The organism is Enterobacter sp. 198, from assembly GCF_009025585.1.
GTDB classification, from domain to species: domain Bacteria; phylum Pseudomonadota; class Gammaproteobacteria; order Enterobacterales; family Enterobacteriaceae; genus Enterobacter; species Enterobacter ludwigii.
Window position 1 is genome coordinate 143,278 of record NZ_WCIM01000029.1, and the last position, 22,325, is coordinate 165,602.

At 55.9% G+C, this 22,325-nt stretch carries 19 protein-coding genes; 5 read left to right on the plus strand and 14 right to left on the minus strand.

Features of this window, described 5'->3' with window-relative positions; translation table 11 throughout:
- Positions 1-19 precede the first annotated feature (19 nt).
- The 3 genes from gntT to gntX all read right to left on the minus strand — a co-directional run bounded on the left by gntT (position 20) and on the right by gntX (position 2,964).
- Positions 20-1,336 (minus strand): gluconate transporter, encoded by a 1,317-nt coding sequence (gene gntT / locus F8561_RS17895; protein WP_014171973.1) that lies wholly within the window; start codon positions 1,334-1,336, stop codon positions 20-22.
- A gap of 307 nt (positions 1,337-1,643) precedes the next feature.
- Positions 1,644-2,219 carry a Fe-S biogenesis protein NfuA gene (nfuA, locus tag F8561_RS17900; RefSeq protein ID WP_003861601.1) on the minus strand — a complete coding sequence of 192 codons (576 nt, stop codon included), beginning with the start codon at positions 2,217-2,219 and terminating at the stop codon, positions 1,644-1,646.
- A 61-nt stretch (positions 2,220-2,280) separates the two neighbouring features.
- Positions 2,281-2,964 (minus strand): DNA utilization protein GntX, encoded by a 684-nt coding sequence (gene gntX / locus F8561_RS17905; protein ID WP_151887741.1) that lies wholly within the window; start codon positions 2,962-2,964, stop codon positions 2,281-2,283.
- Positions 2,965-3,000: 36 nt separating this feature from the next.
- On the opposite strand from gntX, the gene bioH reads away from it, so the two are divergent.
- Together bioH and F8561_RS17915 are read left to right on the plus strand one after the other, a co-directional pair.
- The gene (gene bioH / locus F8561_RS17910; protein ID WP_040018212.1) at positions 3,001-3,774 is read left to right on the plus strand and encodes a pimeloyl-ACP methyl ester esterase BioH; all 774 of its coding nucleotides are present in this window, start codon (positions 3,001-3,003) and stop codon (positions 3,772-3,774) included.
- 111 nt (positions 3,775-3,885) lie between these two features.
- Positions 3,886-4,155 (plus strand): YdgH/BhsA/McbA-like domain containing protein, encoded by a 270-nt coding sequence (locus F8561_RS17915; protein WP_020884569.1) that lies wholly within the window; start codon positions 3,886-3,888, stop codon positions 4,153-4,155.
- Between the two features lie 30 nt (positions 4,156-4,185).
- Here F8561_RS17915 and feoC read toward each other — a convergent pair whose 3' ends face one another.
- The 5 genes from feoC to greB form a co-directional block, all read right to left on the minus strand.
- Complete coding sequence (gene feoC / locus F8561_RS17920) at positions 4,186-4,425, minus strand: [Fe-S]-dependent transcriptional repressor FeoC (RefSeq protein ID WP_014171968.1); 240 nt, start codon at positions 4,423-4,425, stop codon at positions 4,186-4,188.
- 10 nt (positions 4,426-4,435) lie between these two features.
- Entirely contained in the window at positions 4,436-6,754 is a 2,319-nt protein-coding gene (feoB, locus tag F8561_RS17925; protein WP_059305705.1) for a Fe(2+) transporter permease subunit FeoB, read from the minus strand.
- Between the two features lie 30 nt (positions 6,755-6,784).
- Complete coding sequence (gene feoA / locus F8561_RS17930) at positions 6,785-7,012, minus strand: ferrous iron transporter A (protein ID WP_020884570.1); 228 nt, start codon at positions 7,010-7,012, stop codon at positions 6,785-6,787.
- A 292-nt stretch (positions 7,013-7,304) separates the two neighbouring features.
- On the minus strand, positions 7,305-9,635 hold the full coding sequence (locus tag F8561_RS17935) for a Tex family protein (RefSeq protein ID WP_151887742.1): 2,331 nt from the start codon (positions 9,633-9,635) through the stop codon (positions 7,305-7,307).
- Positions 9,636-9,723: 88 nt separating this feature from the next.
- A complete protein-coding gene (gene greB, locus F8561_RS17940) occupies positions 9,724-10,197 on the minus strand; it encodes a transcription elongation factor GreB (RefSeq protein WP_014171964.1) in 474 nt (157 codons plus the stop codon).
- Between the two features lie 232 nt (positions 10,198-10,429).
- Between greB and ompR the strand changes: the two genes are divergently transcribed.
- A complete protein-coding gene (gene ompR / locus F8561_RS17945) occupies positions 10,430-11,149 on the plus strand; it encodes a two-component system response regulator OmpR (RefSeq protein ID WP_006177890.1) in 720 nt (239 codons plus the stop codon).
- A complete protein-coding gene (gene envZ / locus F8561_RS17950) occupies positions 11,146-12,492 on the plus strand; it encodes a two-component system sensor histidine kinase EnvZ (protein ID WP_014171962.1) in 1,347 nt (448 codons plus the stop codon). Before ompR ends, envZ begins: the two co-directional genes overlap by 4 nt.
- Positions 12,493-12,539: 47 nt before the next feature.
- Here envZ and pckA read toward each other — a convergent pair whose 3' ends face one another.
- The 5 genes from pckA to F8561_RS17975 form a co-directional block, all read right to left on the minus strand.
- Complete coding sequence (gene pckA, locus F8561_RS17955) at positions 12,540-14,159, minus strand: phosphoenolpyruvate carboxykinase (ATP) (protein ID WP_151887743.1); 1,620 nt, start codon at positions 14,157-14,159, stop codon at positions 12,540-12,542.
- Between the two features lie 353 nt (positions 14,160-14,512).
- Positions 14,513-15,391, minus strand: coding sequence for an Hsp33 family molecular chaperone HslO (gene hslO / locus F8561_RS17960; protein WP_014171960.1), 879 nt, complete (start codon positions 15,389-15,391; stop codon positions 14,513-14,515).
- A 24-nt stretch (positions 15,392-15,415) separates the two neighbouring features.
- Positions 15,416-15,817: a ribosome-associated heat shock protein Hsp15 gene (gene hslR, locus F8561_RS17965; RefSeq protein WP_020884572.1), complete on the minus strand. Its 402-nt coding sequence runs from the start codon at positions 15,815-15,817 to the stop codon at positions 15,416-15,418.
- Entirely contained in the window at positions 15,814-16,497 is a 684-nt protein-coding gene (gene yrfG / locus F8561_RS17970; protein WP_121340462.1) for a GMP/IMP nucleotidase, read from the minus strand. The genes hslR and yrfG overlap by 4 nt, the downstream gene beginning before the upstream one ends.
- A 67-nt stretch (positions 16,498-16,564) precedes the next feature.
- Positions 16,565-18,700, minus strand: coding sequence for an intracellular growth attenuator family protein (locus F8561_RS17975; RefSeq protein WP_032679110.1), 2,136 nt, complete (start codon positions 18,698-18,700; stop codon positions 16,565-16,567).
- 326 nt (positions 18,701-19,026) lie between these two features.
- Here F8561_RS17975 and nudE point away from each other — a divergent pair, with 326 nt between their 5' ends.
- Positions 19,027-19,587: an ADP compounds hydrolase NudE gene (nudE, locus tag F8561_RS17980; RefSeq protein WP_014171956.1), complete on the plus strand. Its 561-nt coding sequence runs from the start codon at positions 19,027-19,029 to the stop codon at positions 19,585-19,587.
- A gap of 72 nt (positions 19,588-19,659) precedes the next feature.
- Here the strand turns inward: nudE and mrcA are convergent, their stop codons facing one another.
- On the minus strand, positions 19,660-22,212 hold the full coding sequence (mrcA, locus tag F8561_RS17985) for a peptidoglycan glycosyltransferase/peptidoglycan DD-transpeptidase MrcA (RefSeq protein WP_192938268.1): 2,553 nt from the start codon (positions 22,210-22,212) through the stop codon (positions 19,660-19,662).
- Between the last annotated feature and the right edge of the window lie 113 nt (positions 22,213-22,325).

Consider the following 22,325-nt stretch of genomic DNA (forward strand, 5'->3'; position numbering starts at 1 on the left):
GCTACCCGGCTTTTTGATATCAGATAACCATGTTCAACAGCAGAACCCCGACCAGACCACACACCGAAATAATGGTTTCCAGTGCAGACCAGGACTTGATGGTTTCACCGATAGTCAGGTTGAAATATTCCTTGAACAGCCAGAAGCCCGGATCGTTCACGTGAGAGAAAATCACGCTACCGGAACCTACCGCGATAACCATCAGCTCAGGGCTCACGCCCGTCGTCGCAATCAGCGGTGCAACGATACCACCGGCGGTGATTGCTGCAACGGTTGCAGAGCCGAGCGCGATACGCAGCACCGCAGCGATAGACCACGCCATCAGCAGCGGTGACACATTGGTTTCATGCATCATGGCCGCGATGTATTTATCCACGCCGCTGTCGACCAGCACCTGCTTGAACGCACCGCCACCACCGATAATCAGCAGCATCATGGCAATGATTTTGATGGAAGAGGTCAGGGTGTCGTTAATCTGATCCATTGAACGACCACGGTTCAGGCCGAAGGTGAACATCGCAATCAGCACCGCAATCAGCGTCGCCATCACCGGGTCGCCCAGGAATTCGGCAACGGACAGGAACGGGTGGCCTTTTGGCAAGATCATTTCCGCCACGGCACGCATCGCCATCAGGATGACCGGTACCAGAGAGGTCCAGACGCTGACGCCAAAACCAGGCATCTCTTCTTCCGTGAAGGTTTTCGCGCTGTACAGACCTTCCGGGATAGGCTTATCAATCCCTTTCAGGAAGCGGGCATAAACCGGGCCGGCCAGGATCACCGTCGGGATTGCCAGAATCGTACCGAACAGCAGGGTTTTACCCATATCGGCATGGAAGATGGTGGCGATCGCGGTTGGACCCGGGTGTGGTGGCAGGAAACCGTGCGTAACGGACAGCGCGGCGGCCATCGGTACACCGACATACAGTAGTGGAATGTTCGCTGCCGCTGCGATGGTGAACACCAGTGGCAGCATCAGCACGAAGCCCACTTCATAGAACAGTGCGAAACCGACGGTAAACCCGGTTAACACGACCGCCCACTGGATATTCTTCTTACCAAATTTGGCAATCAGCGTGGTGGCAATACGCTGGGCGCCCCCACAGTCTGCCAGCATTTTGCCGAGCATAGCGCCAAAGCCCATGATCAGTGCCAGGCTACCAAGCGTGCCGCCGACACCGGCTTTAATGGAGCTGATGACTTTCACCAGCGGCATCCCTTGCATCAGACCGACTGCAAGTGCCACCAGAACCAGAGCGATAAACCCGTTCATTTTGAAACGGATCATCAAGAGCAGTAATAACACAACACCGATAGCAACGATGACTAATGGCATGATTTACCTGGCCTTTGAATTGTTATGGGTAACGTCATTGTTTCAACGACAAATTCCGATTGTCCCAACTGGGAACAGAGTGTTAACGGCACTAATACTGTTGCCTTGGAAACTATTAAGTTTAGTCGGCTGTTATGAAGGTGCTTAGTGCCCACGAGAATGATACGGGTAACATGTCGTGGTTGAGAATCACCCTGGGGGGCTAAATTTGAATTATGAGACGCAGGTCAACATATGGGGAGGCAAGGCAGGGAGGGGAAAACAGGCCCGGTAAGCATAGCGCCACCGGGCAAAAGCAGGCGGACGCTTAGTAGTAAGAGTGCTCGCCGCGCTGGTGTTCGGTCAGATCGCGCACACCTTTCAGTTCCGGGAATTCGTTCAGCAGCTGCTTCTCGATCCCTTCTTTCAGCGTGACATCAACCATTGAACAACCGTTACAGCCGCCGCCGAACTGCAGGATCGCCAGGCCGTCTTCAGTGATTTCCATCAGGGAAACACGACCGCCGTGGCCCGCCAGCTGTGGGTTGATCTGAGACTGCAGCAGGTACTCGACGCGCTCCATCAGGGGGGCATCGTCAGACACTTTACGCATTTTGGCGTTTGGCGCTTTCAGGGTCAGCTGAGAACCCAGCTGATCGGTGACGAAGTCGATCTCCGCATCTTCAAGATACGGTGCGCTCAGCTCATCAACGTAAGCCGTGAGCTGTTCAAATTTAAGGGCAGTGTCAGTCGCTTCCACTGCGTCCGGAGGACAATAAGAGACACCACATTCTGCATTCGGAGTGCCTGGATTGATCACAAACACGCGGATCTGCGTCCCTTCTTCCTGATTTGCCAGCAGTTTGGCAAAGTGCGCTTGTGCAGAATCGGAAATACGGATCATAGCTTTGGCCTAATAGTTGACTAAATTACCTGGGTATAATCATACGCCCATTGAAGAAGGGCTACAAGGTACGGCACAGACACCATACCTGAACCGACGCGGCGCCGCTTTGCAAAAGCAGTCGGGAAAGTTCAGCAACGGTACTGCCTGTGGTGACGACATCATCCACAATCGCGATATGGAGGCCTTTGACCGGGAATTCAAGACGAAAGGCATTTTTGAGGTTCCTTTTGCGAAGCCGGGCCGTGAGCTGATGCTGGATAGCCGTATTATGGACGCGTTTGAGCGCAAGGGCGTCGTACCGGCAACCGAGCCATCGCGCGAGCGGGCGGCAAAGCAAGTCACTTTGGTTGTAGCCGCGTCGCCAGTGTCGGCGACGGTATAAAGGCACGTTAACCACCATGTCGATGTTCGGCAGGCCGCGGGTGCGTCGCGCCTGTAAAACGGCCAGCAGTAACAGGCGGGCGAGGGGGCGCGCCAGCACACTCTGGCCGGCAAACTTCAGCGCATGTATAAGGCCGCTTAACGGCGCAACATAATCATCCACAGCCACCAGGGCACACCACGGCGGCGCTTTTTTCAGGCAGCGGCCGCAGGGAACGTCCCGGCCGGTGGCATTTAGCCCACACTGCGGACACGTCATCGCCTGCCTTTTCAGCGAGCGGGTGCAAACGGAGCAGACGCCCCATGCGCTGAGGGCAAGCGGCATCCGGCATAGCCAGCACAAGCCAGGCACTGTTAACATGTGCAACCTCCATGTGAAAAAAGAGAACAGTAACTGATGAAGACGCTGTGGTGGCAGACCGTAGGGACGGGAAATTGCCATCTTGTGCTGCTGCACGGATGGGGCCTGAATGCCGAAGTATGGAATTGCATAACCGGGGAACTCGCCTCGCAATTTACCCTGCATCTGGTGGATTTACCGGGCTTTGGCCGCAGCCGCGGCTTTGGGGCAATGTCGGTCGAGGAGATGGCGCAGCAGGTGCTGGACGCTGCGCCGCAACACGCCATCTGGCTGGGCTGGAGCCTGGGCGGGCTGGTGGCGAGCCAGATTGCGTTGACCCATCCCGAGCGCGTGCGTGCGCTGGTCACGGTAGCCTCGTCACCGTGCTTCAGTGCAAAGGACGACTGGCCGGGCATAAAACCGGATGTGCTGGCCGGGTTCCAGAAACAGCTGAGCGAAGACTTCCAGCGGACCGTTGAGCGTTTCCTGGCCCTGCAGACAATGGGAACCGACACCGCGCGTCAGGATGCCAGAGCGCTGAAGCAGACCGTGCTTTCCCTGCCGATGCCGGACGTTGAGGTGCTTAACGGGGGGCTTGAGATCCTCAAAACCGTCGATTTGCGTGAGCCGCTGGCCGCGCTGGCGATGCCGCACCTGCGTATCTACGGCTACCTCGACGGGCTGGTGCCGCGCAAAGTGGTTCCAGTACTGGATTCACTCTGGCCACAAAGTGAGTCTCTGGTGATAAACAAAGCCGCGCATGCGCCGTTTATCTCTCATCCGGCGGAGTTTTGTTCAGCGCTGATTGCGTTAAGTCAACGTTTAGACTGATTATTTTCTATCCAGCCTGGAAAAAGTTTCACACCGCAACCATACTCCAGATGTCGTTGCGGTTGTTCTGCCTACGATAATCAAAACAACAATCCTATGGAGAGTCAGGCTATGAAACTTGTTACAGGTATCGTCACTTCTCTGGTTATTGGGTCACTTTCATTTGGCGCCTTTGCGGCACAAGAGCTGGAAAAAGATAAAGTTGCCGGGATGAATCTGACCAAAGTTGGTGAGATTTCTACGTCTGACACGACCGCGCCGATGGACGCCAAAAGAGAGCTGTCTAAGAAAGCGGATGAGCTGGGTGGGAAGTACTACGTCGTCACCAGTGCCGAAAAACAGACCAAAAACGTGCGCGCAACGGCGGACGTCTATAAGTAATACGATAATGCCGGGCAGCGATGCCCGGCTTTATGCGCGCAGTGCCCACCACTCTCTGAGGCAGGCTTTTCCTTCCGGGCAGCTTTTACAACTGCCGGACAGGCAGCCCTCCGCTTCTTCCTGAATACGCACCGCTTTTCCCATGGCTTCCAGTCTTTCCAGCATGGCATCGATCATCGGCTGTGGCGTATGCAGGGTGAGGCTCAGCTGTTTCGCCTCCATTCGCCCTTGTAACGCCAGCAGATCACGTACCTGAATCAACGATGCCATGGCTTACCCCTTAGTGACAGTCGCCCGCCGGGCTGTTGCAACAGGTGGCAGCCGTTTTGCGGTTTGCCAGCAGGTTGATATCAACCCGGCTGCGTGCCCGGCGTAGCAGGCCGAGAACGAGCACGTTAAACAGCACAACCGCCAGGATGCACACCAGGCTATAACGCGGGTGCTGGCTAAAGTTAACGGTCTGATAAAAGAGCGTCGCCAGCGAGTACGCGATGTTGAGCCCCCACAGAATGGAGAAGCCCATCCAGCCACGGCTGGACTCGCGGGCAATCGCGCCCATGACGGAGATGCACGGAATATAGAGCAGAACAAAGATGAGGTAGCTGTAGGCCGCAGAGGCGCTGCCAAATTTCTCGCTCATCACGCCCATGGCACCCGTTGCCATTTCGCCGTCACCTTTACTGGCCTCGATAGGGTTCGCCAGCACGCTCAGGCTGAAGGTGTCTTTCAGGCTCTGCCATGTCTCTTCGACGGCGCCCAGCAGTTCGTTACCGAGATGAAACTCTGCCGGATTGAACGCTTGCTCCTGGATGTTCTCCGCGGTGTAGAGCGTATTCAGGGTCCCGACGACCACCTCTTTCGCCATCGCACCGGTGAACAGACCGACGGTCGCCTGCCAGTTATCGTCATGGACGCCGATCGGTTTGAAGACCGGGGTTATGACGCGGCTGACGGAGGCGAGGGCGGAGTCGTTGATGTTATCCGCAGCCTGTCCGCTCAGGGTGAAGCTGTTCAGCGCGCTCAGGAAAATACTCACGATAACAATCACTTTACCGGCACGCAGGACGAAGCCTTTCAGGCGCTGCCAGGTCTGGATCACCAGGCTTTTAAGATGGGGGACGTGGTAGACCGGCAGTTCCATAACGAACGGCGACGCTTCGCCGCGCATGATGGTGTGTTTCAGCATCAGCCCCGTGAGAATGGCCATGACGATACCCAGCACGTACAGCGAGAAGACCGCCAGCGCCCCCTGCTGCCCAAAGAAGGCCGCGGCAAAGACCGCGAAGATAGCCAGTCGTGCACCGCAGGACATAAACGGTGCCATCATAATGGTCATCAGACGTTCACGCGGTGCATCCAGCGTACGGGCACCCATAACCGAGGGCACGTTACAGCCGAAGCCCACGATCAGCGGCACGAAGGATTTGCCTGGCAGACCGAGCGCCTGCATCAGGCGATCCATGACGAAGGCGGCGCGTGCCATGTAACCGGAATCCTCAAGGAAGGAGAGGAACAGATACATCATGCCGATTTGCGGCACCAGAGGCAGTACGGTGTTGATACCACCGCCAATCCCCTGGGCAAGGAAGATGGTCAGCCATTCCGGGAAATGCAGGGTGTAACCCACCCACTGAATGCCATGAACAAAGATAGCAACGGAACCGGCATCGAAAATCGGCTGGAGTGCGCCACCAATGTTAATGGCGAGCAAGAACATCAGGTACATCACCAGCAAGAAGACCGGCAAACCGAGGAAGCGGTTAAGCACAACCTTATCCACGGCCGCGGTGAAGCGGCTCGGTTCCGCCGTCAGGGCGTTACTGACCACGTCGCAAATCGCGGCGATGGCCTGATAGCGAGCATCAGCGATATGCAGGGCCGGATCATCCAGCTCGTCGCTCAGACGGGCGAGGACCACGTCCAGTTTATCTGCCGCATGACCAGCATAGGCGCGGCTGTAGATATCCCCTTCCAGCATTTGCAGGCCGAGCCACAGGCGCTGTTTCGCGGGCATGCTTTGGTCCATCTCTTGTGCCAGCAGATCCGCTTCGCGCAGAAGTGGCTGGGCGTAGTGCACCAGCTCAACGTTACGATTTCCCGCGTGGCGATCGATAGCCAGTTTCAGGGCATCAATACCGCGGGCGCGCGTCGACACCAGCGGAACGACCGGGCACCCCAGCCGTGCGGAGAGGGCATCGACGTCGATACGCAGTTTCTGTTTCTCTGCAATGTCGAGCATGTTGAGCGCCACGATGCAGGGAATGCCCAGCTCCAGCAGCTGCAGCGTCAGGTAGAGGTTACGCTCAAGGTTTGAGGCATCAACCACGTTGATGAGCAGATCCGCGTCGCCGCTAAGAATATAGTGGCAGGCAATCTGCTCATCGAGCGAAGTTTGCGAGGAGATCGTGGTTAAGGAGTACGTGCCGGGTAGGTCAACCAGCGTGACCTGGTGATCTGTTGTTGAGAACAGGCCTTCTTTACGTTCAACCGTTACGCCAGCCCAGTTACCGACGCGCTGGCGCGCACCCGTGAGCTGGTTAAATAGCGTTGTCTTGCCGGAATTAGGATTGCCAATTAAGCCAATAGTTAATTTTTTCATTTTTCTGGACTCACTGAAACCGCTGGCTTGTTATCGGGATAAGGCTTCGACTTCTATTAATGCGAGATCTTTTTTACGCAATACCAGATTTACGCGTCGGGTTTCGATATGCACCGGATCACCTAACGGGGCGACGCGCACGACCTGAAATGACGAGCCGGGCAGCATGCCCAGCGACAGCAGCTTTTGTCGGTAGGCCGGGCTAATTTCGTGGGTAAAACCGGTAATTTTCCATGCACTGTCTGGAGTGAATTGCATAATGCCTGATTCCACGAGAGGTTAAAATATCTACTATGGGATGATAATGAGAATAGTTTTTATCAGCAATAATAAAACTGTGACGGAATGTTGTTTGCGGTATTAATTTACGGCCTGTTTGACCTTGCTCAATATTTACTGATTCTGCGGCAGGGAGAGGAAAGGCTTATTTGTTAATAGTGTGATCACTGGTGGTTGAAATATAGATATACAACCGGTTTCATATTTTACAATTAATTTCGGCGGGATAACGGCCCGGTGAGTGACGCATCACCGGGCCTTTTTTATGCGGTTAGCGTTTCTTACCCATTGCTGCCGCCAGCGCATCCATCATGGCGCTGTTGCCTGCAGGCTGGGCGTCACGTCCGCGTGGCTTCGCCGCTTTTGCCGCCGGGCGCTGGTGCTCGCGACCGCCGCCGTTACTGCCGCGGCGCGCGTTGGTTTCACCTGGCTGCTCGTCCAGACGCATCGTCAGGGCGATACGCTTACGCTGCAGATCCACTTCCATCACCTTCACCTTCACAATGTCGCCCGCTTTGACCACGGTATGCGGATCTTCAACGAATTTATCGGCAAGGGAAGAGATGTGGACCAGACCGTCCTGGTGCACGCCGATATCGACAAACGCGCCAAAGTTGGTGACGTTAGTGACCGCCCCTTCGAGTACCATGCCTGGAAGCAGGTCATTCATGGTTTCAACGCCGTCGGCGAAGGTCGCGGTTTTAAACTCAGGACGCGGATCGCGGCCCGGTTTTTCCAGCTCTTTGATGATGTCCGTGACCGTCGGCACCCCGAACTGCTCGTCGGTAAAATCGACCGCCTTCAGGTTACGCAGCGCGCTGCTGTCGCCCATCAGGTCTTTCAGCGCCTGCTGGGTTGCGGCCAGAATGCGTTCCACTACCGGGTACGCTTCCGGGTGAACGGTTGAGGCATCCAGCGGGTTATCGCCGTGGTTGATGCGCAGGAAGCCCGCGCACTGCTCAAACGCTTTTGGCCCCAGACGGTTCACCTTCAGCAACTGCTGGCGGTTCTGGAATTGGCCGTTCTCATCACGCCAGGCAACGATGTTTTGCGCCATCATGCGGGTTAAGCCCGCCACGCGGGTCAGCAGGGGAACAGAGGCCGTGTTCAGGTCAACGCCGACGGCGTTTACGCAGTCTTCCACGACCGCATCCAGCTTACGGGCCAGCTGAGTCTGGCTCACGTCATGCTGATACTGGCCGACGCCGATGGATTTCGGGTCGATCTTAACCAGCTCCGCCAGCGGATCCTGCAGACGACGGGCGATAGAAACTGCACCGCGCAGGGAAACGTCCAGGTCCGGGAACTCCAGGGCGGCCAGTTCAGACGCTGAATAGACGGAAGCGCCCGCCTCGCTGACAATCACTTTCTGTGCGGTGACTTTCGGGAACTGTTTCTGCACGTCGAGGTAGAAACGCTCGGTTTCACGGGAGGCCGTACCGTTGCCGATGGCTACCAGCTCCACGTTGTATTTCTCGCACAGCGCCGCAACCACGACGGCAGCCTTCGCCGCCTGGCCGGTATGCGGATAAATGGTGTCGGTAGCCACCAGCTTGCCGGTACCGTCAACCACGGCCACTTTTACGCCGGTACGCAGACCCGGATCGAGCCCCATGGTGGCGCGCAGGCCGGCAGGTGCGGCCATCAGCAGGTCGTGCAGGTTACGGGCGAAGACGTTGATTGCTTCGTCTTCGGCGCGTTCACGCACGGTGCCCATCAGTTCGGTTTCGAGGTGCATCAGCACCTTGATGCGCCACGTCCAGCTCACCACGCCTTTGCGCCAGCTGTCTGCCGGCGCGTTGTTCAGGCGAAGACCGAGGTGGTCGATAATGATCTGCTCGCAGTGGCTCTCTTTTGGTGGCTCGTCAAACTGTGGGTCGGCATTCAGGGAGAGCTGGAGCACGCCTTCGTTGCGGCCGCGGAACATCGCCAGCGCGCGGTGTGAAGGGGTGGTAGAGATGGGTTCGTGATGATCGAAATAATCGCGGAACTTGGCGCCTTCTTCCTCTTTCCCGCTGACCACGGTAGAGACGATGTGGGCGTTTTTCCACAGATAGTCACGCACTTTCGCGAGCAGGGCGGCATCTTCGGAGAAGCGCTCCATCAGAATGTAGCGCGCGCCGTCGAGTGCGGCTTTGGTGTCTGCGACCCCTTTATCGGCATCGATAAACTTCGCGGCTTCGGTTTCCGGATCGTGGGACGGTTCGTTCCACAGCAGTTCGGCCAGCGGCTCCAGGCCTGCCTCAATGGCAATCTGTCCACGGGTGCGGCGCTTCGGTTTATACGGCAGATAAAGGTCTTCGAGTTCGGTTTTGCTCAGGGTGCCGTTGATTGCGGTTTCCAGCTCGCTGGTCAGTTTTCCCTGTTCGCCGATGGATTTGAGGATCGCCTGACGACGGTCTTCCAGTTCGCGCAGGTAACCGAGACGGGTCTCCAGGTTACGCAGCTGCGTGTCATCCAGACCGCCGGTGACTTCCTTACGATAACGTGCAATAAACGGCACGGTATTCCCTTCATCAAGCAGGCGAACGGCAGCTTCTACCTGTTCGGCTCTGGCCTGAAGTTCACCCGCAATAATGCGGCAGAGCGAATCTTTCATCATGGCTTTATCATCTGTTGAGTCGAAAAAATCAGGGGATAGTTATACGGGCTGACACGGCAAAATGCCAGCCGCGGAGGGCGCTCTCGGACTATTTAACGTACGTAATTTCGTTGACGTACCAGCTGGCTTCGCCGCCAGGGGTCTGCACGACGGCCAAATCGCCCACTTCCTTTTTCAGCAGCGCACGGGCCATTGGTGAGTCGATAGAGATGTAATCCTTACGACCAAAAATTTCGTCATAGCCGACGATACGAAAACGCAGGGTGTCGCCATCGTCGTTCTCAATCTCGACCCACGCGCCGAAAAACACTTTGCCTTCCTGCTGTGGGGAGTAATCCACTATTTTGAGGTTCTCAAGGCATTTGGTCAGATAGCGGACCCGGCGGTCGATTTCACGTAACCGTTTTTTGTTGTACTGGTAGTCAGCATTTTCACTACGATCGCCCAGGCTTGCGGCCCAGGTCACTTTCTTGGTCACTTCAGGACGCTCTTCGCGCCACAGGTAATCCATCTCTTTTTTGAGTTTCTCATACCCTTCGCGGGTGATCAGGGGCGTTTTCATGGGGTGACCTTAAGACTCGACATCATTGCATTCTTTGCGCACATTACGTATCACGTAGTCTAACAGACAACGTTAATAATGATTTATGTGATGAAATGTGCAGATAAGCTGCTGTTAAATATGCTTTGTAACAATTTCGACTAGAATTTATACCAGAATTAGCTGGTCGAACACGTGCACTTTTTTAGAATACGCTGTTATTAGACTATCCGAACCTTTGGGAGTACACACAATGCAAGAGAACTACAAAATTCTGGTCGTGGATGACGACATGCGCCTGCGTGCGCTGCTTGAGCGTTATCTGACCGAGCAGGGCTTCCAGGTTCGTAGCGTGGCCAACGCTGAGCAGATGGATCGTCTGCTGACCCGCGAATCTTTCCATCTTATGGTACTCGACCTGATGCTGCCTGGTGAAGACGGGCTTTCCATTTGCCGCCGTCTGCGTAGCCAGAGCAACCCTATGCCGATCATCATGGTGACGGCGAAAGGGGAAGAGGTTGACCGCATCGTTGGTCTGGAAATCGGCGCTGACGACTACATTCCAAAACCGTTCAACCCGCGAGAACTGCTGGCCCGTATTCGCGCCGTGCTGCGCCGTCAGGCGAACGAACTGCCTGGCGCACCGTCGCAGGAAGAAGCGGTGATTGCGTTTGGTAAGTTCAAGCTGAATCTCGGTACCCGTGAGATGTTCCGTGAAGATGAACCTATGCCGCTCACCAGCGGTGAGTTCGCGGTGCTGAAAGCGCTGGTCAGCCACCCGCGTGAGCCGCTTTCACGTGACAAGCTGATGAACCTGGCGCGCGGCCGTGAATACTCCGCAATGGAACGTTCCATTGACGTGCAGATCTCCCGTCTGCGCCGCATGGTGGAAGAAGATCCGGCGCATCCTCGTTATATTCAGACCGTATGGGGTCTGGGCTACGTGTTTGTCCCGGACGGCGCTAAAGCATGAGGCGAATGCGCTTCTCTCCGCGAAGCTCATTTGCCCGTACGCTGTTACTGATTGTCACCCTGCTGTTCGTCAGCCTGGTGACAACCTATCTGGTGGTGCTGAACTTTGCGATCCTGCCGAGCCTCCAGCAGTTCAATAAGGTTCTGGCATACGAAGTGCGTATGCTGATGACCGATAAACTGCAACTGGAGGACGGCACGCAGTTAGTTGTTCCCCCGGCGTTTCGCCGTGAAATCTACCGTGAGCTGGGTATTTCGCTTTACTCCAACGAAGCGGCAGAAGACGCTGGCCTGCGCTGGGCGCAGCATTATGAGTTCCTCAGCCAGCAGATGGCGCAGCAGTTAGGTGGCCCGACGGAAGTGCGCGTTGAGGTCAACAAAAGCTCACCGGTCGTCTGGCTGAAAACCTGGCTGTCACCCAATATCTGGGTGCGCGTCCCGCTGACCGAAATTCATCAGGGTGACTTCTCACCGCTGTTCCGTTACACCCTTGCCATTATGCTGCTGGCGATAGGCGGCGCGTGGCTGTTTATTCGTATACAGAACCGACCGTTGGTCGACCTGGAGCACGCTGCGCTGCAGGTCGGTAAAGGGATTATTCCCCCGCCACTGCGTGAGTACGGCGCCTCAGAAGTGCGTTCCGTGACGCGGGCCTTTAACCATATGGCGGCCGGCGTGAAGCAGCTGGCAGACGACCGTACGCTGCTGATGGCGGGCGTGAGTCATGACCTGCGCACGCCGCTCACGCGTATCCGTCTGGCGACGGAGATGATGGGCGAAGAGGATGGTTATCTTGCGGAGTCCATTAACAAGGACATCGAAGAGTGTAACGCCATTATCGAGCAGTTCATTGACTACCTGCGTACCGGGCAGGAGATGCCGATGGAGATGGCCGATCTGAATGCGGTACTCGGTGAAGTGGTCGCGGCGGAAAGCGGCTACGAGCGGGAAATCGATACCGATCTGCAGGCCGGTGAAATTCAGGTGCGGATGCACCCGCTTTCCATTAAACGTGCGGTGGCCAATATGGTGGTTAACGCGGCCCGTTATGGCAATGGCTGGATTAAAGTCAGCAGCGGGTCTGAGCTCAACCGCGCCTGGTTCCAGGTCGAAGATGACGGTCCGGGCATTAAGCCAGAGCAGCGTAAGCATCTGTTCCAGCCGTTTGTGCGGGGTGATAGCGCGCGCAGTACCAGCGGAACCGGCTTAGGCCTGGCGATTGTGCAGCGTATTGTGGATAACCATAACGGCTTGCTGGAGATTGGGACCAGTGAGCGGGGCGGTTTAAGCATTCGCGCATGGTTACCGGTGCCGGTGACGCGCGGGCAGGTGAGAGAGAGTTAAAAAAGGGTGGCAAAAGCCACCCTTTTTTTTGCAGGTCGTGTCAGCTGTTACAGCTTCGGACCCGCACTCACCAGCGCTTCACCTGCCGGGGTATCGGTATACTTCTCGAAGTTCTCAATAAACAGTTTCGCCAGCGATTCTGCTTTCTCACGCCACTGCTCCGGTGAACCGTAGGTATTGCGTGGGTCGAGAATACGGGTCTCTACGCCCGGCAGCGCCGTCGGGATTGCCAGATCAAACATCGGCAGCGTGAAGGTTTCGGCGTTATCGAGTGAACCATCCAGAATGGCGTCGATAATGGCGCGGGTATCTTTGATGGAGATACGTTTGCCGGTGCCGTTCCAGCCGGTATTCACCAGGTACGCCTGTGCACCGGACGCCTGCATGCGTTTGACCAGCACTTCCGCGTACTGCGTCGGGTGCAGCGACAGGAACGCTGCGCCGAAGCAGGCGGAGAAGGTTGGCGTTGGCTCCGTCACGCCGCGCTCGGTACCGGCCAGTTTGGCGGTAAAACCAGACAGGAAGTGGTACTGCGTCTGGCTGGCGGTCAGGCGGGACACCGGAGGCAACACGCCGAACGCATCTGCCGTCAGGAAAATCACCTTCGTCGCGTGGCCCGCTTTTGACACCGGCTTCACGATGTTGTCGATGTGGTAGATAGGGTAAGACACGCGGGTGTTTTCGGTTTTCGAGGCATCGTCGAAGTCGATCGTTCCATCGGCACGTACGGTGACGTTTTCCAGCAGCGCATCGCGGCGGATGGCATGGAAGATATCTGGCTCCGCTTCTTCAGACAGGCGAATGGTCTTCGCGTAGCAGCCCCCTTCGAAGTTAAACACGCCGTCATCATCCCAGCCGTGCTCGTCATCGCCAATCAGACGACGTTTCGGATCGGTAGAAAGGGTGGTTTTACCGGTGCCGGACAGGCCGAAGAACACCGCCACATCCCCTTTTTCACCGACGTTTGCCGAACAGTGCATGGAAGCGATACCGCGCAGCGGCAGCAGGTAGTTCATCACCGAGAACATCCCTTTCTTCATTTCGCCGCCGTACCAGGTACCGCCGATCAGCTGAATACGCTCGGTCAGGTTAAAGGCGATGAAGTTTTCGGAGTTAAGACCCTGCTCTTTCCACTGTGGGTTCGTGCATTTCGCCCCGTTCATCACGATGAAGTCAGGGGTGAAATCCTGCAGCTCTTTGTCGTCAGGACGAATAAACATGTTTTTCACGAAATGCGCCTGCCAGGCCACTTCAGTGATAAACCGCACGGAAAGGCGGGTATCGGCGTTAGCGCCGCAGAAAGCATCAACGATGAACAGACGCTTGCCGGAAAGTTGATGGGTAACGAGCCCTTTCAGATGCTGCCAGGTTTCCGGAGAGAGCGGTTTGTTATCGTTCTTCCCTTTGCCTTTATCAGCCCACCACAGTATGTCGCGGGTGGTCTCGTCTCGGACGATGTATTTATCTTTCGGCGAACGACCGGTAAAGATACCGGTATCGACGGCGATAGCACCAAGGTTAGTCAACACACCTCGCTCGTATCCTTCCAGTGCTGGATTGAGCTCTTCCTGATACAGCGTATCGTAATCGGGGTTGTAGACGATTTCCTGGACGTCGTGAATACCATAAGCCTTGAGATCTTGCGGGGTTAAACCAGTAACACGCATATCACTGCTCCTTAGCCAATATGTACTGTCTGAAATTGTAGGGTTTTTGTGAGGTTGTTAACCGCGACGGGGCTCATAGATTTACGCATCTGGACAAAACCCTTACTAACGGAAAACGCTGCGACTCCAGTCACAGGGCAGGCGGATTATCGCAGGAATCGCTTTTTGGTTGGGGAAAATGTTCCGAAAAGGTTAATGGCTGGTGATTTTATCGGAAGGAATGTGAATGTAATCGCATACACGTAAGAAAATTACGTAAGAGTTACAGTGTTAAAAACGATTCAGCCAGAGAGGGCTTTTTTGCACTTTGCCCTCTCGCAAAAGGGAGAGGGCAAGGTGAGGGCAGGCTTTGCTTAGTGGACCTGAGGATCCGCCGGGGAGGCGTTGTTGCGGATCTCAGCAATATCCATCGAATTGAACACGTAGTGCGTACCGCAGTAGTCACAGTGCATATCGATTTCGCCGTCTTCCGCCATGATGCTGTCGATCTCTTCATCCGGCAGCGTCTTCAGCGCGCCAGCGCAGCGTTCACGTGAACAGGTGCACTTAAATTCCACCGACTGTGGGTCGTAAACCGTCACTTCTTCTTCGTGATAAAGACGCCACAGGACATCGGTCGCCGACAGGGTGAACAGCTCTTCTGCTTTGACGGTTTCCGTCAGAGTCGCGAGGTGCTCGAAGTCGTTGGTCTGCGCGTCCTGCGCAGGCAGAACCTGCAGCAGCATACCGCCAGCAGCAGGCTGACCGTCTACTTCACCGGTGCGGATGAACAGACGCGTCGGCAGCTGTTCAGAACGCATGAAGTAATCTTCCAGGCAGGCCGCCAGCGTATCGCCTTCGAGGCCAACCACGCCCTGATAGCGCTCACCTTCCTCCGGGGAGATGGTGATGACCAGATAGCCATTACCCACCAGCGTTTTCAGGTCCGCGTTTTCAGGAACATCGCCCTGTACGCGCGCCACGCCGCGCATCTGCTGCTGGTTATTACCGTTGATGACCGCCAGGGTCATAGGGCCATCACCCTGCAACTGCACGGTGATATCCCCGGCAAATTTCAGGGTGGCAGTCAGCAGGCTGGTGGCAACCAGCAGTTCGCCCAACAGGGTTTTCACCGGCAGCGGGTAGTTGTGGTTTTCCAGAATCTGTTTCCAGGTTTCGGATACGGTGACCAGCTCGCCGCGCACGGCGAATTGTTCAAACAGATAGCGGTGTAATTGGTCGTGTTGGGCCATAATAGTCTCTCGTGCAGGTGAGGGTTACTCGGTCTCACCGTGTTTAAATTTCATCAGATCGCGGCGCTCTTTTTTATCCGGACGCCGGTCCGGGTGGGGCATTGTCAGCGCATTCATTTTGCGCGCCAGCGCGGTCTTCTCGCGTTTTTCAATGCTCTCAGCCGTCTCTTCATACAGCAGGACGGCTTCGGTTGCGGGCCGTCGTTGTTCAGTAATGGCTTTAATCACCACGGTACGTTCATCGTTGCCCTGACGCAGCGTTAAGGTGGCATTCAGTTCGACCAGCTTGCTCGGTTTGCTGCGCTGGCCGTTGTAATGCACTTTACCGCCGTCGATCATGTCGCGGGCAAGGGCGCGCGTTTTATAAAAACGGGCCGCCCACAGCCATTTATCCAGTCTTACCCCTTCAGAGGGTTTTTCTTTCATGGCCTCTCCTTCACGGTCAGTGAGGGGATCATCTGGCGATAGTCGTTCAGCCCCGGATGGCGCAGATAGCTTTTTTCAGCCAGGCCAGAGTCAGGATTGGTAACGCCCAGACAATAGCGAATGCCAAACCTGGCCGCGGAATCCAGAATAGGCTCGCTGTCATCAATAAACAGCGTACGTTCCGGCTGCAAACCGGTCTCTTCCGCCACCGCATGCCACAACCGCTGATCCTCTTTCGGATAACCAAATGTGTGGGTGGAAAGTAATAAATCAAGGTGCGAAGCAAGACCCGTATGCTCCAGCTTCACGGCCAGATTGTGAGGATGGGCGTTGGTCAGCAAGATACGGCGCTTTCCGCTCGCTTTCAGCGCATCCAGAAAAGGCACGGTATCCTCACGCAGTACGGCGCGCGGGCCCTGGGCGGTGGTCATGGCACAAATATCCAAACCGAGGCGCTCGCTCCAGTAGTCAAGACAGTACCAGTTTAGCGTATGCTGCACCGCGCTATATTGCGAACGAATGAATTCCTGCGCTTCTGCCGCGGAGATCCCCTGCTGTTCACCATAGGTTTCCGGAACCAGCTTTTGCCAGAAATAGTTATCAAAGGCGAGATCGAGCAGCGTGCCGTCCATATCCAGCAGAACGGTATCAACCTCCTGCCAGGCGATATCAAGATGCATAAGGGGGAACTCCAGCCTGAAGAAACGTGCGCGACAGGGTAGCACATCTTGTCGCGCATCGACGTTATCAGATCAGGCTCTCAGAGGAGGGGATCAGCTTAGGGTTAAGGCAATTTTCGTAATACTGCTGGATGTCGGCAAGCCTGGTACGAGAGCGCTGATAGCGACGCAGCGCCATAAAACCGTTCCAGCAAATGCATACCAGCATCGCAATCATCAGCAGCGAGGTGCCGATGTAGCGCCACAGGCCTGCGCTGTCCGGCATGCGGTGCAGGCCGATGTGGCGCGTGCCGTTGGCATCGGTAAAGATACTCGTCACAATCCCTTCAGCGCTAAACGGCGTCTGCATCAGCATCTGCGCCAGGCGCTGGAACTGGCCCCACTGTTCCTGAGCCGGGTAGTCATAAAGTGCGACCTGCGGGTATGGCTGATCGACCAGGTCGCTCCCTTCATCACTGACGATCACAAAGCCGCCCGGTGCCGGGCTGTTCAGCGCCTGCGCCGCGCGGGTGGTTTCGCGCATCACGAAGGGTGCGGTTGACGTGGCGACCAGATTATCCAGCGACTCGGCGCTGACCGGACGCAGCAGCACGTTAACGCCATCCAGCCGGCCCGCTTCCGCGCGTTTCACCAGCGAATCCCAGTCTTTACTGTTACCCAGGTTCACAAGGGCGTTTTTGAGACGTACGCATTCGTCCTGAGCGGAACACAAATCCTGTGTTTTCAGAACGATGTCACCAAAGTCGTCCAGAAGCACCATCCCCGATTTCTGAATGGCCGAGCGCAGGGCAGGGCTCACGCGTGAGTCGTCATCGGGTTTTGGGTGCAGCTGGCGGTTGACCGTCTGGGTAAGCGACGTGGCTTTATTGACAACCTCAGATTCAGGCAGCGGCAGCGGCGGCGCATCATTCCAGATAATTTGCGAGCAATCGAACGGCATGAACGGCGAGCTCTGACGCGTATTCCATGCGCCAGGCGTATGAATGTTACACATCCCGGTGCCCTTCAGGCGCAGCGTATCACCGACCCGCACGCCAGCCTCGTCCAGTTGGTTGACGCTGGTTGCCTCAATGGTTTGCGCCCCTTTTATCCATGACAGGGTAAATTTAATGGGCATATCCAGCGGGACAAACAGCAGAAGCATGATAAACACCAGCGCTGCCCCCCCGGCAATGACCGCACTGCGTAACCAGTGCTGAAGCGGGAAATTTTTTACTTCATCATGCAGGGATAAAAAGCGCCCCTGGCGCACCACATGGCGGTCAAGGTAGATATCAATATCGGTTTTCTGCCCTAAATCCTGGGCAATCCACGGCTGCCAGTGGCGCGGGTAGATAAGATCGATAATACCGAGCGAGATATTATTGAGGTGCTCCTGGTCACTCTCACCGAACAGACCCCAGCGCTTAGGAGTACCGCGCAGGCAGTGGATCTCACGTAGCGAGGTTTTTGCCGGCGGGGCAAAGAGCCCCCACAGCCCGGCTGCCAGCAACAGCACCGCACCGCCAGCCAGCCAGGGGACAAACACATCCGGTGTCAGCAGGCAGATGAAAAAGAGCAGGAACGCGGCCACGATCAGAATCGCTTCGCGAATGCCGTCAGGGCGGCTCAGGGCGTACTCTTCATGCGTCTCCTGGCGAATGTTCAGCAGCTCGATCTGCTCTGTCTCTTCGCCACGAATGGAGGCCTGCGTTGAGCTTGCGCGTTCCAGCGCAAAACGCGGGGCTTCCTGAAGATATTCATTCAACGTATGGCCGTTGAGTGAGATAACCAGCGGCAACGAATCGGTATGGATCAGCTCCACGCTGTTTTCGTCATTAATGTACTGCTCCCAGGACGGGGGCAGATGCACTTCAACCGAATCCAGGTAATAGCGCCATTTATTGGGATCGTCTGTGGTGATGCCATAGCGGGTGATCGAGCGCGTCACACTGAGCACTGTGTCACTTTGCGCATTTAACTTGAGCGCCACCGGCGCAGCAGTTGCCCCCGTCGGCCCAGGTGTTAACTGAGAACGGTTCAGTGTTTCGAGATAGTTTTCTACTGCATCGCGCTCTTCTTGCGTCAGTTTACGCGTCGTCGCACCGGCAAAGGCGTTTAAAAAGGGCAGCCGGTAACGACGCCTTACGCGACGCCTGTATACCCACCCTGCAACCAATGCGCCGGCCAGCATAGCAGCGAGAACAATCAAAATGGTGCTCATGCTTTCCCCATCTTACTTATCTTCTTACAGGTGTAGTCAGTAGCACCTTTAACATTGAATGAGAGTCTGTGGTTGGCTATCGGCAAGTATGGAGTCGAACTTGAGCATTCTGAAGCGCATCCCAGTGACCGATGATGATAGCAAAGCCTGTTATGGCGCGATATCAGCAAATTCCTGGAAACATTTCAACCTCTTGACATTTGTTTTGAATTGAGGATTGATTCCTGTTACGTTGCATAAATGTAAATACAGAACAATTGACATTGCCGAAACCGTGCGGCGTATCGCACAATAAAGCCAGTTCCCACTGCTAAGACCCCATCACGATGAGCAAACCACTACAAAAACCCACCATTCTGAATGTTGAAACAGTCGCAAAATCGCGCCTGTTTAATGTCGAAAGTGTGGATCTGGAGTTCAGCAACGGTGTGCGTCGCGTTTACGAACGTATGCGCCCTTCTTCGCGCGAAGCGGTGATGATTGTTCCTGTCGTCGACGACCATCTGATCTTAATCCGCGAGTATGCCGTGGGAACCGAATCTTACGAACTTGGGTTCTCGAAAGGGCTCATCGATCCGGGTGAAACGGTCTTTGAGGCGGCCAATCGCGAGCTGAAAGAAGAGGTCGGTTTTGGCGCGAACGAACTGACGTTCCTGAAAAAACTGAGCATGGCACCCTCCTATTTTTCCAGCAAAATGAACATTGTGGTTGCTGAGGATCTCTATCCAGAATCGCTGGAAGGGGACGAGCCGGAGCCACTGCCACAGGTTCGCTGGCCGCTGGCCCATATGATGGACCTGCTTGAAGACCCTGACTTTAACGAGGCCCGCAACGTGAGCGCGCTGTTCCTGGTACGCGAATGGCTGAAGGGGCAGGGGCGTTTATAGCAGCCTGATGTCCGCAACGTATGAGAGAACAAAAAAAACGGCAACCTGAGGTTGCCGTTTTTACGTTGCCCGTTAGAACAACTCGTGCGTTTCGCCGTTATCAATGATTTCTGTACCCACCTCATGCACCGCCTGTGTGGTCGGCTGCGTGCCCTCGATGAAATACTCTGCACGGCTATTGCCGCCATTGGCGAGCTGCCCGGTGCTGCGGTCGATATTGACGGTAACCACGCCCGGTGGTGGCGTCAGCGGTTGCTCCGGAACGCCTTCCAGCACGGATTTCATATAGGCATCCCAGGCCGGTTGCGCACTCTTCGCGCCGCCTTCGTAGCCAGAAATCTGATCTTTAATCGCGCCTGAAGCCGTGGTGCGGCCTAAATCACGGCGATGATCGTCAAAACCGATCCAGACTGACGTCACCACGCCCGGGCCGTAACCGGAGAACCACGCATCTTTCGAGCTGTTTGTTGTCCCCGTTTTACCGCCGATATCATGGCGCTGTAAATCACGTCCTGCCCGCCAGCCGGTCCCTTGCCAGCCAGGTTCGCCGAAGATGTTGGTGTTCAGCGCGCTCTTTATCAGGAACGACAGCGGCGTGTTGATGACATGCGGTGCATACTCCTGCGCCCCGCTCTGCGCCACCAGCGACTGGTTAGCCTGTTCCAGCTGCGGCTGCGGCAACACAGGGTTCGTCTGCTCCTGAGACACGGCAACGTCTTCCATGTCCTTGTTTTCAATCACTTCAGATTTTGGCGTATTGCCGTAAATGACCGGAATATCGCAGTCAGGGCAGGCAATTTTCGGCTTCGCTTCAAACAGCACGCCACCCTGGTCGTTCTCGATTTTACTGATGAAGTACGGGTCAATCAGGAAGCCGCCGTTAGCCATCACCGAGTACCCCCGCGCCACCTGAAGCGGCGTAAAGGACGCAGACCCTAACGCCAGCGATTCGGTGCGCACGATGTTCTGAGCCGGGAAACCGAAGCGTTGCAGATATTCCGCGGCATAGTCGACACCCATCGCACGCATTGCGCGCACCATCACCACGTTTTTCGACTGCCCAAGACCCTGACGAAGACGAATAGGGCCTGAATATTCCGCCGGTGAGTTCTTCGGCTGCCAGTCAGAACCGGCACCGGCATCCCAGCGGGAGATAGGCACGTCGTTCAGGATACTGGCGAGGGTCAGGCCCTTATCCATGGCTGCGGTGTAGAGGAACGGCTTGATGTTGGAGCCAACCTGACGCAACGCCTGGGTGGCGCGGTTAAATTTGCTCTGGTTGAAATCGAACCCACCGACCAGGGCCAGCACGGCACCGTTCTGCGGATTGATGGACACCAGGGCCGAGTTAACGTCTGGGACCTGCGCCAGCCACCAGCTGTCGCCCACCTTGCGTACCCAGATTTGCTGTCCGGTCTGGACGACATCCGTCACTTTACGCGGCGTCGGGCCTTGCAGGGTGTCTGAGCGGTACGGGCGAGCCCAACGGATCCCGTCCATACGCAGGGAGACAGACGTTCCATCCGCCAGCGTTGCCACCGCTTCCTGCGGATCGGCCTGAGTCACCACGGCAGGAAGGAGCGGGCCATAGGTGGGCAGCGCTTTCAGCGTACTGGTGATTTTTTTGCTGTCCCAGGCGCTTTCGCCGACTTTCCACAGCACATTCGACGGGCCGCGATAACCGTGGCGCATGTCGTAATCCATCACGTTGTTACGCACCGCTTCCTGAGCCGCATGCTGAACGTTGCGGGTCACGGTGGTGTAAACGCGGTAGCCATCTTCGTAGGCTTTATCGCCGTAGCGGCTCACCATCTCCTGACGCACCATTTCGGTGAGATAAGGGGCAGAGAAGGCAATTTCCGGCGCATGGTAGTTGGCATCGATGACATCGTTGCGCGCCTGTTCGTACTCGCTCTGGCTGATATAGCCTTCGCTCAGCATACGTGACAGGACGACGTTACGACGCGCCGTAGCGCGTTCAAGCGAGTAGAGCGGGTTGAAGGTCGATGGTGCTTTAGGCAGACCGGCAATGGTCGCCATTTCGCTTAACGTCAGCTGCTCGACAGGTTTACCAAAGTACACCTGCGCGGCCGCACCAACACCGTAGGCGCGGTAGCCGAGGTAGATTTTATTGAGGTACAGCTCAAGGATCTCGTCTTTGCTCAACAACTGCTCAATACGGATCGCAAGGAACACCTCTTTGATCTTACGGGTCAGGGTCTTTTCTGGGCTAAGGAAGAAGTTACGCGCCAGCTGCTGTGTAATGGTACTTGCCCCCTGAGAGGCATGACCGGAGAACAGCGCAATACTTGCAGCACGGAAAATCCCCACCGGATCGACACCGTGGTGCTCGTAAAAACGGCTGTCCTCGGTAGCGATAAAGGCTTTGACCATCACGGGCGGAATTTGATTTAAGGTCAGCGGGATACGACGCTTTTCGCCGTACTGCGCCATTAACTCGCCATCGGCGCTGTAGACCTGCATCGGGATCTGGAGTCGCACATCGCGAAGCGTAGCGACATCAGGCAGCTGCGGCTCAATATATTTGTACAAACCATAAATCGAGCCTGCTCCCAGCAGAATGCAACAGACTGCAAGGATTAATAAATACTTTACGAACTTCACCGGAGATTTCCCATTTGGTTTCACTTGGGCAGTTTCTAAACAATCGCGCGGTAGTATAAAGGCAAGCCTGATTCATTGATATAGCCGTCACCTGACGGGCGATAAGGAGATCG